Origin of the sequence: Abyssibacter profundi (assembly GCF_003151135.1) — a bacterium.
Classification (GTDB): Bacteria; Pseudomonadota; Gammaproteobacteria; order Nevskiales; family OUC007; genus Abyssibacter; species Abyssibacter profundi.
In genome coordinates this window covers 182,900-199,426 of sequence record NZ_QEQK01000007.1, presented here as the reverse complement: position 1 = coordinate 199,426, position 16,527 = coordinate 182,900, and the positions used below count along the sequence as shown (strand labels likewise).

Annotated in this window: 16 protein-coding genes; 7 read left to right on the top strand and 9 right to left on the bottom strand. The window is 63.9% G+C overall.

The features are described 5' to 3' along the window. Positions 1-197: 197 nt before the first annotated feature. Positions 198-1,427 (bottom strand): cation:proton antiporter, encoded by a 1,230-nt coding sequence (locus DEH80_RS09705; protein ID WP_165831397.1) that lies wholly within the window; start codon positions 1,425-1,427, stop codon positions 198-200. 77 nt (positions 1,428-1,504) lie between these two features. On the opposite strand from DEH80_RS09705, the gene kynU reads away from it, so the two are divergent. From kynU to DEH80_RS09690, 3 genes are all read left to right on the top strand, one after another. After that, entirely contained in the window at positions 1,505-2,734 is a 1,230-nt protein-coding gene (gene kynU, locus DEH80_RS09700; RefSeq protein WP_109720352.1) for a kynureninase, read from the top strand. A 3-nt stretch (positions 2,735-2,737) separates the two neighbouring features. Then, on the top strand, positions 2,738-3,664 hold the full coding sequence (locus DEH80_RS09695; protein WP_109720289.1) for an alpha/beta hydrolase family protein: 927 nt from the start codon (positions 2,738-2,740) through the stop codon (positions 3,662-3,664). 88 nt (positions 3,665-3,752) lie between these two features. Continuing rightward, positions 3,753-4,886 (top strand): sensor domain-containing diguanylate cyclase, encoded by a 1,134-nt coding sequence (locus DEH80_RS09690; RefSeq protein WP_109720288.1) that lies wholly within the window; start codon positions 3,753-3,755, stop codon positions 4,884-4,886. 15 nt (positions 4,887-4,901) lie between these two features. Here DEH80_RS09690 and DEH80_RS09685 read toward each other — a convergent pair whose 3' ends face one another. Further along, positions 4,902-6,071: a GGDEF domain-containing protein gene (locus DEH80_RS09685; protein WP_109720287.1), complete on the bottom strand. Its 1,170-nt coding sequence runs from the start codon at positions 6,069-6,071 to the stop codon at positions 4,902-4,904. A 244-nt stretch (positions 6,072-6,315) separates the two neighbouring features. Between DEH80_RS09685 and DEH80_RS09680 the strand changes: the two genes are divergently transcribed. Beyond that, positions 6,316-7,287 (top strand): GGDEF domain-containing protein, encoded by a 972-nt coding sequence (locus DEH80_RS09680; protein WP_165831396.1) that lies wholly within the window; start codon positions 6,316-6,318, stop codon positions 7,285-7,287. Positions 7,288-7,333: 46 nt separating this feature from the next. Here DEH80_RS09680 and DEH80_RS09675 read toward each other — a convergent pair whose 3' ends face one another. From DEH80_RS09675 to DEH80_RS09665, 3 genes are all read right to left on the bottom strand, one after another. Continuing rightward, on the bottom strand, positions 7,334-8,278 hold the full coding sequence (locus DEH80_RS09675) for a sodium-dependent bicarbonate transport family permease (RefSeq protein ID WP_109720285.1): 945 nt from the start codon (positions 8,276-8,278) through the stop codon (positions 7,334-7,336). Positions 8,279-8,294: 16 nt separating this feature from the next. After that, positions 8,295-9,464: a Na+/H+ antiporter NhaA gene (nhaA, locus tag DEH80_RS09670; RefSeq protein WP_109720284.1), complete on the bottom strand. Its 1,170-nt coding sequence runs from the start codon at positions 9,462-9,464 to the stop codon at positions 8,295-8,297. A gap of 74 nt (positions 9,465-9,538) precedes the next feature. Further along, positions 9,539-9,913, bottom strand: a complete 375-nt coding sequence (locus DEH80_RS09665; RefSeq protein ID WP_109720283.1) for an HPF/RaiA family ribosome-associated protein — start codon at positions 9,911-9,913, stop codon at positions 9,539-9,541. A 96-nt stretch (positions 9,914-10,009) separates the two neighbouring features. On the opposite strand from DEH80_RS09665, the gene DEH80_RS09660 reads away from it, so the two are divergent. Then, entirely contained in the window at positions 10,010-10,885 is an 876-nt protein-coding gene (locus tag DEH80_RS09660) for a LysR family transcriptional regulator (protein ID WP_133249197.1), read from the top strand. 92 nt (positions 10,886-10,977) lie between these two features. Here the strand turns inward: DEH80_RS09660 and DEH80_RS09655 are convergent, their stop codons facing one another. The 4 genes from DEH80_RS09655 to DEH80_RS09640 all read right to left on the bottom strand — a co-directional run bounded on the left by DEH80_RS09655 (position 10,978) and on the right by DEH80_RS09640 (position 14,755). Beyond that, positions 10,978-12,351 carry an NAD(P)(+) transhydrogenase (Re/Si-specific) subunit beta gene (locus DEH80_RS09655; protein ID WP_109720281.1) on the bottom strand — a complete coding sequence of 458 codons (1,374 nt, stop codon included), beginning with the start codon at positions 12,349-12,351 and terminating at the stop codon, positions 10,978-10,980. Positions 12,352-12,360: 9 nt separating this feature from the next. Beyond that, positions 12,361-12,612 (bottom strand): NAD(P) transhydrogenase subunit alpha part 2, encoded by a 252-nt coding sequence (locus tag DEH80_RS09650; protein WP_109720351.1) that lies wholly within the window; start codon positions 12,610-12,612, stop codon positions 12,361-12,363. A 44-nt stretch (positions 12,613-12,656) separates the two neighbouring features. Continuing rightward, a complete protein-coding gene (locus DEH80_RS09645; protein ID WP_109720280.1) occupies positions 12,657-13,793 on the bottom strand; it encodes a Re/Si-specific NAD(P)(+) transhydrogenase subunit alpha in 1,137 nt (378 codons plus the stop codon). A gap of 212 nt (positions 13,794-14,005) precedes the next feature. Further along, entirely contained in the window at positions 14,006-14,755 is a 750-nt protein-coding gene (locus tag DEH80_RS09640; RefSeq protein WP_109720279.1) for a hypothetical protein, read from the bottom strand. An 11-nt stretch (positions 14,756-14,766) separates the two neighbouring features. On the opposite strand from DEH80_RS09640, the gene DEH80_RS09635 reads away from it, so the two are divergent. Next, complete coding sequence (locus DEH80_RS09635; protein WP_109720278.1) at positions 14,767-15,696, top strand: 5'-3' exonuclease; 930 nt, start codon at positions 14,767-14,769, stop codon at positions 15,694-15,696. Between the two features lie 115 nt (positions 15,697-15,811). Further along, on the top strand, positions 15,812-16,489 hold the full coding sequence (locus DEH80_RS09630) for a TetR family transcriptional regulator (RefSeq protein ID WP_109720277.1): 678 nt from the start codon (positions 15,812-15,814) through the stop codon (positions 16,487-16,489). Positions 16,490-16,527 lie beyond the last annotated feature (38 nt).

The window sequence follows — 16,527 nt, the reverse complement described above, 5'->3', positions numbered from 1 at the left end:
TGTGAGTAACCCATTCAGTGTCCATTGAAAGATCTGCGCGGCCTGTGCACGCATCGTCAGCGACGAGGCGGGTTGTCGCTGATCAGCGACATCGCCTGTTGTGACGGGGGATTGCCAAGCCCCGCCATGGCGCAAGCAGGTCGAGGTGATTTGGACAAGATCGGGCAATGAGCGAGGGTTGTTCATATTGAGGTTGTTCAATTTTGGGCGTTTGCTGCCCGTTGCGCCGCCCTGGCCTTGTTCCGCTTCAGCAGTCGCAGGGTGCCTCCAATCCACGCCGGGCTCACCAGCAGGCTGAGCGCGATGACCGAGATTGCGACCTGGTACGCGAAGTCGGTAATCAGGTTTGTGCGAGCACCGGCTGCAGCCAGCACAAAGCTGAACTCGCCGATCTGCGCAAGTACGGCGCCAGCCAGAACGGCATGCCGCCAAGTGTCGCCCAGCGAGCGGAACATGACCGCATTGATGCCGGTCTTGGTGACCAGCACGGTGAGGAGCAGCGCTACCACCATGGCCCAGTGCTCAAGAACGAATCCGAGGTCGAGCAGCATGCCGATCGAGACAAAGAATATCGCGACGAAGACCACACGAAACGGTTCCAGTCGCTGATGAACCCAGTGGGTTTCCTTGGCCGCGCCCACCAGCATGCCAGCCAGAAATGCACCCAGCGCGGTCGACAGGTCAAACAGACCGGTAATGAGGGCCAGGCCCAGACAGATCAGCACCGCGACGAAGACCTGCAGTTCCTTATCTGCCCGCAACCGGGCGCCCAACGGCAGCCGGACACGGTCGCTGCGAACCATCCACACGAGTAACCCGGCGACCAGCACGATGCCGATGGCCTGCAGCGAGATGGTGTGCGGGTCGGGCTGCCCGCCGCCGAGAATGCCGATGACCACCAGCATGGGGATGATGGCCAGGTCTTGTGCCAGCAGCACGCCGATGGAGTCCTCGCCGACTTTGGTGCGCAGCCGCCCGGAGTCGTGCAGATAGTTGAGCACCACCGCCGTGCTGGACAGGCTGATGACAAAGCCCAGCAGGACGATGCGCGCGATGGACCAGCCGACCATGGCGCCGACGATCCAGATCATGCCGACGGATGCGCTGATCTGGATGAAAGTCCCAATGACGGTGACCCGCCAGTTGGCGATCAGCCGCTTGGGTGAAGCCTCCATCCCGATGAAGAAGAGCAGGAAGATCACCCCGAACTCGCCCAGGCGCGCGACCGCATGCTGGTCGGCAACCAGGCTTAGTCCATGCGGTCCGAGGATGACGCCCGCGAGCAGATAACCGACGACATGGGGCTGTTTCAAGATACGCAACCCCAAACCCACCACCAGAATAACCAGCAGCGCGGCGACCAGTTTCAGCATGAGCGGGTCGAGGTGCATGCGGCCAGTATCGCCGAAGCGGGATTCACCACGCACGGACTCCTACTGCGGCGAACCGTGGGGTGCGCAGACTTGCGCTGGCACGCAGGCCGCCGCATCTTTCGCGAATGCTGATGAGTCGAGAAGAAGCGGCGGCGCTCGACGCCGTCGATCCCTTGCGCGCCCATCGGGACCAGTTCGAGCTACCCGAAGGCATGATCTATCTCGATGGCAACTCCCTGGGTCCGCTGTCTCACGCGGCGCGTGATGCGGCGCAGACCTGTATCGGAGACGAGTGGGGCCGTGGCCTGATCCGAAGCTGGAATACCGCTGGATGGGTTGACCTGCCTCAGCGTTGCGGTCGGCGCTTGGCGGACCTGCTCGGCGCCGCCGAACAGGACATACGGGTGGCTGATTCCACGTCAATCAACCTCTACAAACTGCTTGTGGCGGCGCTAGCCCTCCAGTCCGGGCGCCGCACGGTGCTGACCGAGGCCGGCAACTTTCCCACCGATCTGTACATCACCGACGCGGCGACCCGGGCAGGTGCAACGCATGGAGTGCGACGGGTTGCGTTTGATGAGATCGAGCAGGCCATCGACGAGACGGTGGCCGTGGTGGTGCTCAGCCACGTGCATTATCGGACGGGGGCAAGACATGACATGGCCGCCGTGACCCGCCGCGCCCACGCATGCGGCGCTCTGGTGTTGTGGGATCTGGCCCATTCGGCCGGTGCCGTCCCGCTGAATCTGGCCGGCGATGACGTCGATCTCGCGATTGGCTGCGGCTACAAATTCTTGAATGGTGGCCCAGGTGCCCCGGCATTTCTCTATGTGGCGCCGGGGCTACAGCCCGTGCTCGAGAATCCGATTTGTGGCTGGTTTGGTCATGCGCGGCCATTTGAATTCGATGATGTTTACGAACCTGCGGCGGGGGTGGATCGCTGGCAGGTGGGCACGCCCGGCGTCATCGGGATGCGGAGTCTGGAAGGCGCGTTGTCGGTCTGGGATTCGGTGTCGATCTCCGATGTGGCGGAGAAGTCCGCCGCCTTGTTCGATGGGCTGGCAGCGTGGATCGACGGGCCGCTGGCCGATGCTGGATTCGAACTGGTGACCCCCCGCGATCCGGTGCGTCGTGGCAGCCAGGTCAGTTGTCGTCATCCGGATGCTTGGCCGATCTGCCAGGCCTTGATCGAGGCGGGTGTGATCGGCGATTTCCGCACCCCGGACATACTGCGCTTCGGGCTGACGCCGTTGTACCTGCGCCATGTCGATGTCTGGGATGCGGGGGCACGTCTGGCGCAGATCATGGCATCTGGCCGGTGGCGGGATGCCCGGTTTCAAGCACAACAACGAGTCACCTGACGTATGTCCTGGATCCGATCTCTGGCCGCGGGCCTATTCCTGTTCGGGCTGGTGGGCTGCGCCAGCCGCACGCCCGTGGCGCCGGTTGCCGAGACGGCGGCGCCCGCCACCGCAACACCCCTGGCCTGGTCTGTCTTATCGGCGATGCCGCAGCCGCCCCCTGGTCAACGGCTGGCGTACGGGCCGGCCCCACAGCAGTTCGGTGAACTCCGACTGCCGGCCGGTGCCGGGCCGCATCCGGTCGTGGTCCTGATACACGGAGGCTGTTGGCTGTCCCAGTTCAGCCTGGAATATTTCAGTCATCTGGCCGCTGGTCTCACCGACGCCGGCTATGCCACCTGGTCCATCGAATACCGACGCATTGGCGATCCGGATGGAGGGTGGCCGGGCACGTTCCTGGATGCGGGTGCTGCGATCGATCACCTGCAGACACTGGGTGACAGCCAGCCACTGGATCTGTCACGCGTCGCCGTACTGGGTCACTCCGCAGGCGGGCAGATGGCGCTGTGGGCCGCGACGCGCGACGACCCGCATGGTCCGCTACCCGCCGATGCGCCGCTGCCGGTTCGCGCGGTGGTCGGGATCGCGCCGATTACCGACCTGGCGGCCTACCGTGTCGGCCCGGAGCGCAGTTGCCACGCTGCAGTGGACAGGGTGATGGGCGGTACGCCCGCGACTGTCGGAGATCGCTACGCGGCGGTTTCACCCATGGACCGATTGCCCCTGCGCGTGCCGGTGTTGTTGATCAGCGGAGGGCAGGACGAGATCGTGGCGCCCGAGTCCGTGGAGGCGTTTGCGCATGCCGCCATGCTCGAGAACGATCCGGTGCAGCTGCGGGTGGTCGCCGGCGAGGGACACTTCGACGCGGTGCTGCCCGGTGGTCGGTCCTGGGACATGTTGCTCGATTTTCTGGGCGCCAGCTTGCGGTAGGGGTCGGCCTCGGTCGCGCGTTTGTCGGAAACTCCCCGTTGCGGCTTGCTCAGGACTCAGGGCGGACTAAGCTCGGCAGCATTGCTGCATGGACGCAGCCAACGCGCGCGGGGAGGTGGGATTGAAAACCGTCGCTGCCAGTCCAACTCGGTTGATGCCACCGGAGGTGCCGGCGGCCGATCAGCCCGCCTGCCTGCGATCCATGCAGACCTTGCTGCAGGCCGTACCCCGCTTGTTCCAGGCCCCAACATTGGCCGACCTGCAAACCGCGGTCTGTCGATCGGTGCGTACCTGCCTGGATGCGCAGGGTGCTTGCTTTGTCATGCGCGCAGAGGGCCAATGCTGCTACGTCGAGGAAGACGCGGTCGCGCCGCTTTGGAAAGGGCGGCGATTTCCACTCAGGGCCTGCGTCAGCGGTTGGGCCATGCTGCAGGGCGAGGTCGTGATCATTCCCGATGCGCATGCCGATGATCGGGTGCCGCAGACGCTTTACCGCTCCACCTTCGTCCGCGGGCTGGTGGTGACCCCGATCCAGCTTGACGCGCCTGTGGGCGCGATCGGCTGCTATTGGTCGACGCCGCGGACACCCCGGCCACACGAGCGCTGGCTGCTGGGCACGCTGGCCGAGTTCACCGCCTTGGTCATGGAGCGGCTGGATGTACTGGACGCGCTAGGTGCCGATCTCGATGCCCGATCTGAGGCCTTGGAACAGGCGAATGCCGCATTGGCCGGCCTGGCCGTGACCGATGCATTGACCGGCTTGCTGAATCGCAGTGAGCTGATGCATCAGGCTGAGCGCTGTCTGAACCAGGCGCGACGCAATGGTCACCCGCTGGCGGTCATGACCATCGAGCTGGATCAGTTCGACGGGCTCGCCGACCGGCTGGGCCCGGACGCGACCGACGCGTTGCTCCGTGCTATCGGTGAGGTCATGCATACGCAGGCACGCAGTTCCGATCTGGCCGCCCGCTGGGCTGGGCAGCGATTTGTCATGTTGCTGCCCGACACCTCCCGTGAATCCGCCGCCCAGCACGCCGCCCGGCTGCAATACCGTCTGCGCATGATTCCGTTGGAGGGTGACGTGCTGACCGCAAGCATCGGCATCAGCGATTACGAGGGACGCCAGTCGGACCGACTGGAGCGCGTCCTGCTGCAAGCGGAGCATGCGCTGGCATTGGCCCGGCAGCAGGGCGGCGATCGGGTGGTGGTGGAGCCGCGCTAGTCGTCGGGGGCTTCCCTAGCGGGTGTGGCTGATGGTTTCACCTTTGTAGAGTTCCCAGCTCAACCGATCGCGGCCGGACCGCTTGGCCACATAGAGCTGACTGTCGGCAGACAGCAGCAGGCCGTTGCGCGTCACCGTCATGCCCGGCGGCGCGGTCACCAGACCACAGCTTGCCGTGGTTTTGAGGGACAGGGGGCGGCCGTTGGTGTCGTGAAACCGCAAGGCGCGGATGCGATCGAGCAGTTCGGTGAGCAGTCGCTGGGCATCGGGCGCATCCGCACCGTAGAGAAACAGCGCATATTCCTCTCCTCCCAATCGTGCGGCCAGATCGGTGGATCGGCGGCAGAGCAGGCGTATTTCCTCGGCGACACTACGGATGACCTCATCACCGACCAGATGCCCGTGGGTGTCGTTGATGGCCTTGAAATGGTCGATATCGACAATGGCCAGCGCCACCGGTCGCTCGTCGCGGCGGGCGGCTCTTAACAGCGACTCGATTTGTTCTCTAAAAAATGCCCGCGTGGCCAGGCCGGTGAGATCATCGTAGTTGGCGCGGTAGGCCAGCGAGGCCTGATCTTTCCAGGCGCCGCGCGCGGCATGTTCCACAGCCAGCGCGCCGATCAGGCTGATTCCGCTGATCATCACAATGGCGTAGATTTCGATGACTTGGTTGCTGGGGTTCTCCACCCACCACAGCTCGGCCACGGTCATACCCAGCAGCACGGTACCGAAGAACACCAGATTGTGGCGGGCGGTCATGCCGGCCATCACGCCGACACCCACAACCAGGGTGGCTTGAATCGCAATCGGAATCTCGAACCCCTGGTGGCTGCCCACCACGCGCAGTGCGGTGAGAAAGATGATGGCGACCAGATTCATCGTCGCCACGGTCAGCACCACGCGCAGATGACCGCGGGCGAGGCGGTTGACCACCAGCGCAAGCAAAGCGGTGATCAGGCTTGCCCACTGAAGCGCGACGGGCAGGGCGGCGAACACCGACTCGGGTATGGCAAGTAGGTGCGGGCCGTACCAAGGTAGCGTGGGGACAAGGAGCAGCAACAGCACGATGCCGAGCTCGCGGCGGCCACGGCCCGAGTGCAGAAACGAACGCTTGAACGCGTGTTCCCGATCCGCGTCGATCTGCAGAAAATGCGTTTGGAACCACTGAGGCAGGCGTTTGGGCATCGGTGATGTTTTAACGAACTCGATGCGAAAGCACGGAGGGGTCCAAAGGGGGAAAGCCGGTTTCACCGGACCCTACACCATTCAACGAGCCTTGAAATCCGCCGGGTAAAGGGAGATAAATCCCATCCATGTCCAGAGAGTAAACGCTCGGCCAGCGGATTGGTTAGCTGTCCTACGCATGGTTGCGCTGCGAGCAGGGCAGCGGTCACGATGGAGCCAGGGACCAAACGAGGGAGTGGCCGTAATGCAGAGCCAACCGGAGGCACAAATCGGGGGCAACGCGCACAAAGACTTCACGCTTGAGCGCGTGGTTCGTATGACGGCGCTGGCGACCGGCTGCGAATACGCATCGCTCACGATGGCCGAGGGGCCTCAATGGATGATCGCGGCCGCACACGGAGGCGGGGTGGCCAGCATTGATCCCGAGCACGCGCTGAGTCAGCGCGTGCGGCAGGCCGAAGAAACCGTGATCTGGGCGCCGGACTCGACGAGCGAATCCGCCGGACCACGTGTGCCGCTGGCGCAGGTCTGCGCAGGAGAGCCCGTTGTTGACGCCACCGGTGCACTGGTGGGGGTTCTGAGCGTGTATTCCTCGCGCCGGCTTGATCTGGGTACACCCGTCGTTCGGCGTGCCTTGGTGGATGGTGCGCGCCTCATCGAAGACGCCCTGTTGATGCGGCACCGCAGCGTGCGTGACCCGGCAACCGATTTGTTCACTCGCCGCCTGTTCGAGGAACAGTTCGTCAGCGAGTGGGGTCGTGGGCTGCGCGCCCGGTTGCCATTCAGTCTGTTGCTCATCGGCGTTGATGAGTTTGACGCCTTTGATCAGGACGGTGACGTGGAAGACCTGCTGCAGGCCCTTGCGCGCGTTATTTCGGAGCGGACGCGGCGCTCGGGCGATACCAGCTACCATTTCGGTGGCGGGCGCATCGCCGTGGCGCTGCGCGGCATGCAGGATGAGAAGGCGCAGCGGCATGCCGAGTCGATTCGTCAGGCCGTCGCGGCCATGCCCTGCGGCATCTCGCAACGTCGCGTCACGGTTTCCGTCGGCCTGACATCCATCGAGCACGAGGCTCAGATCGATGAGCTGTCCGTGCATCGTCTGATGTCGATGGCCGAGGCAGCGCTGGAGCAGGCGCAGCGCAGCGGTGGTAATTCTGTGCAGGTGCGACTGCCGCCGACCCGGCGATTACCGAACAGCATGGCATCTGCCTGACAGGTATCGAGGGAATCGATCAGCGCTTCCCTGGGCCGACGGCGCGCTAACCAGCGGCGGCGCCAGTCGCCCAGGTCCACAGTGGAATGCCGACCAGCAGGTTCACCGGGAAGGTCACACCGATGACCATGACCTGGATGCGGGTCAGTTCCAGCGTGGGCATCGCCAGTGACAGCACGGCGGGCGCAACGATATAGCTTGCACTCGCCGACAGAATGCAGAGCAAGGCCAGACTCGTGGGCTCCAGCCCAAACAGGCTGCCGATACCAAAGGCCAGCGTGCCACTGACGAATGGCCAGACCATTGCAAAGCTCAGGTCGCCGACGGGTAGGCGCTCACGGGCCAGCAACAGGCCAGCCTTCTGGCCCAGCAGCAACAGGTAGATGCTGAGCAGGCCGGGTATCCAGCCCAGAATCGATTGCACATCGGCTGCGTCCGGCTGGACCGAATGCACGGTCCAGCCAATGGCCATGCTGCCCAGCAGCAAGAGCATCGGGGCATTGCTCAGCGCCGCTTTGAATGTCTTGCGGTGGTCGGCCCCCTGTGGGCTGGCCAGCATCAATCCGATCAGCAGTGCCGGCGCCTCCATGAGGGCCATCACGGCAATCATGACCGAGTCGACCTGCGCCCCACGAGACTCGAGGTAGGCCATCATCGCGACGAACGTGGCCACGCTGATCGAACCATAATGCCCGGCGGCGGCCGCAGAGAGTTCCCGGGGCCAACCGCCCAGCCTGCGCAGCACCGGGTGACAGAGCAGGGGCACGATCACGGCCGCAAGCAGGCCGGCGATGATGGCCGCCCCGCCGACGGTGAGCGATTCCGTCTGCGCCAGCCCGACGCCGCCTTTAAGCCCCAGCAGCAGAACGAGCAGAGTCCCCAACCAGCTGTTCGCATCCACCGGGATCGCGATCATCCGCCCGAAAAAAGCCAGCAGCGCACCCAGGATGAAGAGCAGAAATGGGAGATTGGCGAGCGCGTCGAGTGTCATGATGGTCGCAAATGGATTAGTTGGAAGAGGTGGCCCGGGTCCGGCTGAGCACGCATGCAGCCAGGGCAGCGGACAGCGTGGATCCGGCCAGAATGCCTACCCGCTCGTCCCCCAAATTCATGGAGGGCGCATGCTCGAAAGCCAGCGACCCGATGAACAGGCTCATGGTGAAGCCAATCCCGCAGAGACAGCCAACGGCGAGCACGACCGGCCAGGTGAGCAGGGCGGGGCGCTTGATCCGTAGGCAGGTTTCAGCAAGCCAGACCGCCCCCATGACCCCGAGGGGCTTGCCAATCAGCAGGCCGGCTGCAATCCCCAGCACGACGGGTGTGAAGGCATCACCGATGGCGGTGCCCTGCAGGTTGACTCCGGCATTGGCCAGGGCGAACAGGGGCAACACCAGGAAGTACACCCAGGGCTTGAGGCCATGCTCCACCCGATAGCCCGCAGACACCTGATCCGTACTCTTGACCCGGAGGGGCAGCATTAACCCGACGACCACGCCGGCCAATGTGGCGTGGACGCCGGACTTTAGCGTCGCTACCCACAACACGGTCCCGACGATGATGAAGGGGGCGGCGGACGATTGAACCTTTCGATTGAGCAGGAACAGCAGGGCCGTCAGGCCGGCGGCCATCAACAGGGACAACAGGCTGAGGTCTGCGGTGTAGAGCAGCGCGATAATCAGAATCGCGCCGATATCGTCGATGATGGCGATTGCCAGGAGGAAGATTTTGACCTCGCTGGGCAAATGCTTGGCCAGCATGGCGAAGATCGCCAGTGCAAAGGCAATGTCGGTTGCCGCCGGGATCGCCCAGCCGTTTCGCGCGATCGGGTCCTGCCAGTTGAAGGCCAGGTACACAGCCGCGGGCACCAGCATGCCGCCCACAGCGGCCGCGGCGGGTAGCGCGATTTGTCGGCGGTTACGCAGGTGCCCGAATAGCAACTCGTGCTTGAGTTCGATGCCGACCAGCAGGAAGAACAACGCCATCAGGCCATCGTTGATCCAGAGCAGCAGCGGTTTCTCCAGTCCGGCCGTGCCCAGGGTGATCGCCAGGGGGGTCTGGATCAGGCGGTCGTAGAGCGCTGAGAGGGGCGAGTTGGCGATGAGCAACGCGGCGACGGCGCAGATCATCAACAAAATGCCGGGGGCGGCTTCGTTGGATTGCAGGGCTTTCCAGTTCATGGGGGCTCTCGGCAGCAAGCCCCGCCTGGCGCAGGGGCCGGGCGGGGCTTGTCGTAGATGGTGTGGGGAGCGGTTTAGCCTAGGGGCTGTGCGACCATGGGCTCCAGCCCGCGGCGAATGGTGGCGCGTAGCCGTCGGTCGGTGGGTCTGCGCTGACGCTGCAGCCGGCCGCTGGTCGCCCGCTCGGCCTTTTCAAAGGCGCGGCTGATCGCCGTGTAAAGATCCTCATCGACAGCTTCGACCACGAGTGCCCGCGCCCGCCCGAGATCGGAATGGATGCGGCAGCCTTTATCCACGCCCCCGCGGAGGCCGTTGGTGTCATAGACGCGCACCGTGAGCTTCTTGACCGCATGGTCGAAGCGGTCCATGTGCTGCTCGGCTGCGCGGGTGATCGCACCCTCAATGCCGGGCGTCATGTCGAAGTACAGCGCCTGTATATCCAGTTGCATGGCTATGCCTCATCAGGATGAGACTCAGCAGTGTACGGAGCAAAAAATCAAATAAAAGCACATTAATATTGAGTCTTTATCAACTATGGATTGATCGTGGCGCAGATTAATTACAAGCACCTTCGCTACCTCTACGAGACGGTTCGGCTGGGTTCCGTACAGGCGGCTGCCGTTGCGCTACATGTTTCTCCGCAGGCGGTGAGTGCGCAGCTCAAGCAGCTAGAGGCGCAGGCGGGGCAGCCACTGCTGGCACGCCACGGCCGCGCGCTGAGGCCGACGGATGCCGGGACGATGGCGATGGCCTATGCACGCCAGATCTTCGAGCTGGGGGATGAGCTGGCGGCTGTGCTGGTCGACCATCCGGGCGAGTTGGCCATTCCCTGCCGCATCGGTCTCACCGACAGCGTGCCCAAATCGATGGCGGTGGCTTGCACGGCAGCGTTGATCCGCGGTGATCAGCGGCGCGAGGCCATTTTCGTCGAGGGCCCGCTGGACGACTTGCAGGGTCGGCTGCTGTCGGGTCGGCTGCACGCCATCGTGTCCGACCGAGAGCCCGCGACCGGTGACCTGAGCGATTTCGACATCCGGCTGCTGGTCCGCTCGCCGCTGGCCTGGGTTGCGACCGAGGCATTCGCCGATCGACTCGCCGATGGGTTTCCCGCCAATTTGCATCAACAACCGGTCATCCTCTGGCAGGCGGGGTCGGTCATGTCCAGTCAGGTGTCCGCATGGTTGGACCAGCGGGGGGTGCGACCAAGAATCGCGGCCCGTTGTGTGGATACTGCGCTGATGAAAAGCCTCTGTGCCTCGGGTCTGGGCGCGGCGCCGGTGCCCGCCGTCATCACGGATACCGTGCATGCGCAGATGGGACTGGTGACCCTGGGTGAAATGCCAACCGTGGAGATGTCGCTGTGGCTGATTCAGCGCCGCGGCCAGCTGACCGAGGAGATCGCCTGGCCGGCGTCGAATTAATCGCCGCTCCAACAAAAACGGCCCGCACAAGGCGGGCCGCTGAATCACGAAGGCCAGACCGCGCGGTCGCGCGGCCGGCGTTCGATGACGATCTAGAGCTCTTTGAGGCCCGTGATCATCTGGTTGCAGACTTCCTTGGCATCTCCGAACACCATGTTGGTGTTCTCGCCGAAGAACAGCTCGTTCTCCACGCCGGAGAAGCCCGTGCCCTTGCCGCGTTTGATCACGAAGACTTCGCGGGCCTGATCCACATTGAGGATGGGCATGCCGTAGATCGGGCTGGACTCGTTGGTCCGAGCCGCCGGGTTCACCACATCGTTGGCACCGATGACCAATGCTGCGTCGGCCTGTGCAAACTCCTCGTTGATCTCGTCGAGATCGAAGATCATGTCGTAGGGCACGCCGGCTTCGGCCAGTAGCACGTTCATATGCCCGGGCATGCGGCCGGCCACCGGGTGAATGGCGAACTTCACCTCGACATCGGCCTTGGTCAGCATCTGCACGTACTCCCAGAGCTTGTGCTGCGCCTGGGCCACGGCCATGCCGTAACCCGGCACGATGATGACCTTGCCGGCATAGCTCATCGAGATGGCGGCATCGGAGGCCTCGACCGAGGTCATGGTGCCGGACGGGCCATCACCGGCTGCTTCGTCGCTGGCGCCGAAGCCTGAGAACAGCACGTTGGCCAGCGAGCGATTCATGGCCTTGGCCATCAACAGTGTCAGCAGCGAACCGGCGGCGCCGACAACCGTGCCAGCAATGATCATCGCGGCGTTGCCCAGCACGAAGCCTTCGAAGGCGACTGCCAAGCCGGTCAGGGCGTTGTACAGCGAGATCACCACCGGCATATCGGCCCCGCCAATCGGCGTGGTCATGAAAATGCCGAGCACCAGCGCGATCAGGAAGAACACGGTAATCCAGAACGGACCGGGCTCCACGGACGTCGCCAGGGCCAGACCGATGCCGAACAGCAGAATGACCATCAACGCATTCAGCCCCTGGTGCATCGGTGCCGACCAGGCCTTTTTCATCAACCCCTGGAGCTTGGCGTAGGCGATGCAGGAGCCGGACAGCGAGACGGCGCCGATGACACCACCGATCACGGCCAGTGATGCGAGGCCGGATCCATGCGCCGTGGCATTGCCGGAGTACAGCTCCACGGCCGAGATGGCACCGGCGGCGCCGCCCCCCATGCCGTTGTACAGCGCGACCATCTGCGGCATGTCGGTCATCTCGACCTTCTTGCCGGAGATCCATGCCGCGGCACTACCGATGACGATGGCGGTAACGATCAGCCCGACGTTATGCAGGTCGGGGTAGAAGAACGTCGCCAGCACGGCCAGGACCATGCCGATGCCCGCCCATTTGATGCCGCTGACAGCGGTCTTGGGCGAGGCCATGCGCTTGAGGCCCAGGATGAAGAGGACGGCGGCGACGAAGTAGCTCGCCTGAATCAGAAATGACATGTGGCCCCCTTAGTCCTTGCTCGACTTGAACATTTCGAGCATGCGCTCGGTGACGACATAACCGCCGACCGCATTGCCCGCGGCCAGTGCCACCCCGACGAAACCAATCACCTGTTCCAGAATGGTGTCGGCATGGCCCAGCGCCACCATGGCGCCGACCAGCACGATGCCGTGCACGAAGTTGGAGCCGGACATCAGCGGGGTATGCAGAATCGCCGGCACCTTGCCGATGATTTCGTAGCCGGTGAACGCGGCCAGCATGAAGATGTACAGGGCGACAAAGCCCGTGAGTGCAAGTTCGGGTGTCACTTGGAGCCCTCCAGAATCTGTTTGGCTTGTTCGTTGACGACTTCGCCATCATGGGTCAGCAGCGCGCCCTTGATGACATCGTCTTCGAGATCCAGCGTCAGCTCGCCATCCTTGATGAACAATTCCATCAGGTTCAGCAGGTTGCGGGCGTACATTTCGCTGGCGTGTTCCGACAACATGGACGGCACGTTCAGCGGGGCGCAGATCGTCACCTCACCGGCCGTGGTCGTGCTACCGGGCTCGGACAGCTCGCAGTTGCCGCCGCCTTCGGCGGCCAGGTCAACGATGACCGCGCCGGACTTCATCGACTCGACCATCGCCTTCGAGATGATCTTCGGCGACGGCCGACCGGGGATCGCGGCCGTGGTAATGACGGCATCGGCTGCCGCGACATGCTTTTCGAGCATCGCCTGCTGCGCGGCCTTTTCCTCATCGGTGAGCTCACGGGCGTAACCGCCTTCGGCATCGGCCTTGATGTCGGCCATCACGAACTTGGCGCCCAGCGATTCGACCTGTTCCTTGGCGGCCGTCCGCACATCGTAGGCCTCGACCATCGCACCCAGGCGGCGGGCGGTGGCAATGGCCTGCAGGCCGGCGACACCGGCACCAATGACCAGCACCTTGGCCGGCCGGATCGTGCCCGCCGCCGTGGTCAGCATGGGCAGAAAGCGTTCCAGCTCACTGGCAGCAATGAGCGCGGCCTTGTAGCCGGCCGCTGCGGCCTGCGAGGACAGGGCGTCCATGGCCTGGGCGCGGGTAATGCGGGGAATCAGCTCCATGGCCAGGGTGGTGACCTTGGCCTCGGCCAGTGCTTTCACCACATCCGGGTTGCGGTTCGTGTAGACGAAACTGGCGAGAATCGAGCCGGCCTTCATGCCTTTGATGTCGGCTGCCGTCGGCGGCGCCACGCGCAACACAACATCTGCAGACTTCAGCGGCGAGGCCTTGGTCTTGACGATCTTGGCGCCCTTGGCTTCGAACGCGGCGTCAGGAATCCGGCTACCCGCGCCGGCACCGGCCTGGACAGAGAGTTCCGTGCCTAAACGCACGACGCGATCCACCACGGCCGGGGCCATGGCCACGCGCTTTTCTCCGCTCGCAGACTCCTTGGGTACAAACAGCTTCACAGTCATGTGGAAGCGCTCCTCGGATCAAACAAATTGAATGTGGATGGGCTGGATCGAAACCGAAGTGACAGGCCACTCAGGCCTGGTCCGGTCAGTGCTCGTGCCTGTGGCGGGGCCACCATGCTCTCCTCCTGTTGTCGCGGACAAACCCCACCCTGGGCGTGGTTGCCGGACAAGTCGATTCATGTCTCCCTGTGTGTCGTCGAACACCGACCGGGCTAGCGCAAGCTGCTCGGGTCCCGTTCGGTGTAACCGCTGGGTAGCGCAAACACGCTGGACTCCAGATTGGGGTGTGTGACCCCGGTGAGTCGCTGCCTGCTCTTGCCGCCTTCACGTTCGATGAGCACCGGTACGCCCGGCAGCTTGTCCGCACGAGGCGCCGCACTGCCCGCAAAGCCTGTGGCTTCGCTGAGCTTGGCCAGCAGGCGATACATTGCCTGGACCGTGGCGTACTCCTCTTCAGACAAGCCGAGAGCTTCCGGTTTGGCCACGCACAGCGATTCGCTGGCGCCGCCTTGCTTCACGACATAGTTCGCGCACTGCACGCCGGCCACAGTCTGGGAGGAGCCAGTCGGCTGTGGTTCGGGTGGTGCGGTTTTTTCCAGTGATCGTCCGCCGGTCATGCGTTGCATCATCTGCTCTGCCATAGCGCGCTGCTCGGGAGGCAGCTTCGCGAGTTCGGCTTCCCACTCGGAGCGGGCGGCATCCATCTGGCCGCCCAACTGGCGAATGCCAGCCTCATCCATGCGGGTATAGCTGCGGTCGCGCGGACTGACGATGAACAAGGCGTTCTCGTCTGCCTGATAGAGCATCCATTCCCCCGCTTGCTGGCCATCAATACGCACCGCGCCATCCACCATTCGAACGGTGGACGCGGTTTGCTGGTCCGTCGTGTCGAACGACAGCACGGTATCCGCAGCAGCGGGCAGTGCTACGCTCGCGACGCAGGCAAACAGCAGGGTGCGCATCAGGAATCCATATGAAGCAGGCAAATCAGACCGTCGAATCGATGGACCGGCGAGTCTACTTGATCGATGCATCCGTTTACATCTTCCGTGCGTGGTTCTCTCTGCCCGACTCGATGACCGATGCATCGGGCCGGCCGATCAATGCCCTGACGGGGTTTGCCGACATGCTGGCCCGGCTGATCCGATCGCAGTCGCCGACTCACATCGCCGTGGCGTTTGATGAAAGCCTGACCTCCTCGTTCCGCAATCGCATTGACCCGGCCTACAAGGCCAACCGTGAATCGGCGCCAGAGGAGCTCAAGCACCAGTTCCGCATGGCCCGCCAAGTCTGCGATGCCATCGGGTTGTACAACCTGGCCTGCGAGGAATACGAGGCCGACGATTACATCGGCACCTTGCTGCATGTGGCGCGGGGGCTGGGCTTGCCGGGGGTCATTGTCAGCCCCGACAAGGACCTGGCCCAATTGCTGGACCACGATGACGTGATCTGGGATTTCGCAAAGAACGACTGGCTGGACGCCTCGGCCATCATCGAGAAGTTCGGCGTGACACCGGCGCAGATGCTCGATTACCAGGCGCTGGTTGGTGACACCGTGGACAATATTCCGGGCATTGCCGGTATCGGCCCCAAGGCGGCGGTCGCGTTGCTGACGCACTTCGGCTCGCTCGATGCGATTTACGCCGACCTGGATCAGGTGTTGGACCTCCCGGTTCGGGGCGCTAAGCGCCTGCGCCGCTTGCTCGAAGAGCAGCGCGAAGCCGCCGAGCGATCCCGCCAACTGGCTCGCATTGTCACGACCATTCCGCTGGAAGACGCGGCTTCGCAATTGGTCTGGCAGCGGCCGACACCGGCAGTCAGCCCAGCACTGCTCGCCACCGGGCTGGGCACGGGTGCGACGGAGCGCCTGTTGTCCGCCTGTGCGGTGTCCTCCGCAGCTTAGATTTCAACCCGGTCTTGGCGTCGATTCCAGTCCTGCGCCATTGCTAACCCAACTGAGTTGACTCAATCGGGTTAACCGCTAGACTGCAAGCTCTCGCATTGGACCTGGAGACCGCGTGTTCGACCGAGCAGAACCTGCAGAGCGGAATGCCGAGGCCGGCGGCAGCGTGCCAGACCGGCTGGTGAGCACAGCCATTGCGATGTACGGCCAGCGGGGCTGCCATGCGGTGTCCGCGCGGCAGATCCAGCGTGAGGCAGGCGTGCTCAACGAGGCCGCGGTCCGCTACTACTTCGGCAACAAGCAGGGCCTGCTGGACGCCTGCGTCGCTCGAATCGCCCAGTGGCATGAACCCTTGGCGGACGAAGCTTGGGCGGAGGTCGACGCGATCGAGGCCGAGGGGCGACTAAAGGTCAGCCACGTGGTCACGGCGCTGGTGTTATCGCTGCACGGTTTGCTGCAACGTCACGAGCGCGCAGTCTGGCTGCTGGCGCGATTGATCCGGGAAGAGGGCGAGGTCGGACAGGACCTGCTGCTGAGGCACATGGGTCCACTGATCTGGCGTATGGAAGCCCAGCTAGCAACGCTGCTGCCGCACAAGTCTGCCCGGGCGCTGCGGCTGCACGTTTTTCTGGCCATTAACAGCGTCGTCAACGGCATGGTGGACCAGACCCTGTTGTGGCGCCTGCCCGACACCGCCGACGGCGAGCGTCGCTACACCCTGGACGAGGCCACCCTGGCCGAAGGCTTTATCGAATACGTATCAGCAGGCCTGCAGGCGCCCTCGGCCCTGTGACCTAAGCCCGCAACACCACGGCCACTAGAGCGGCGGGT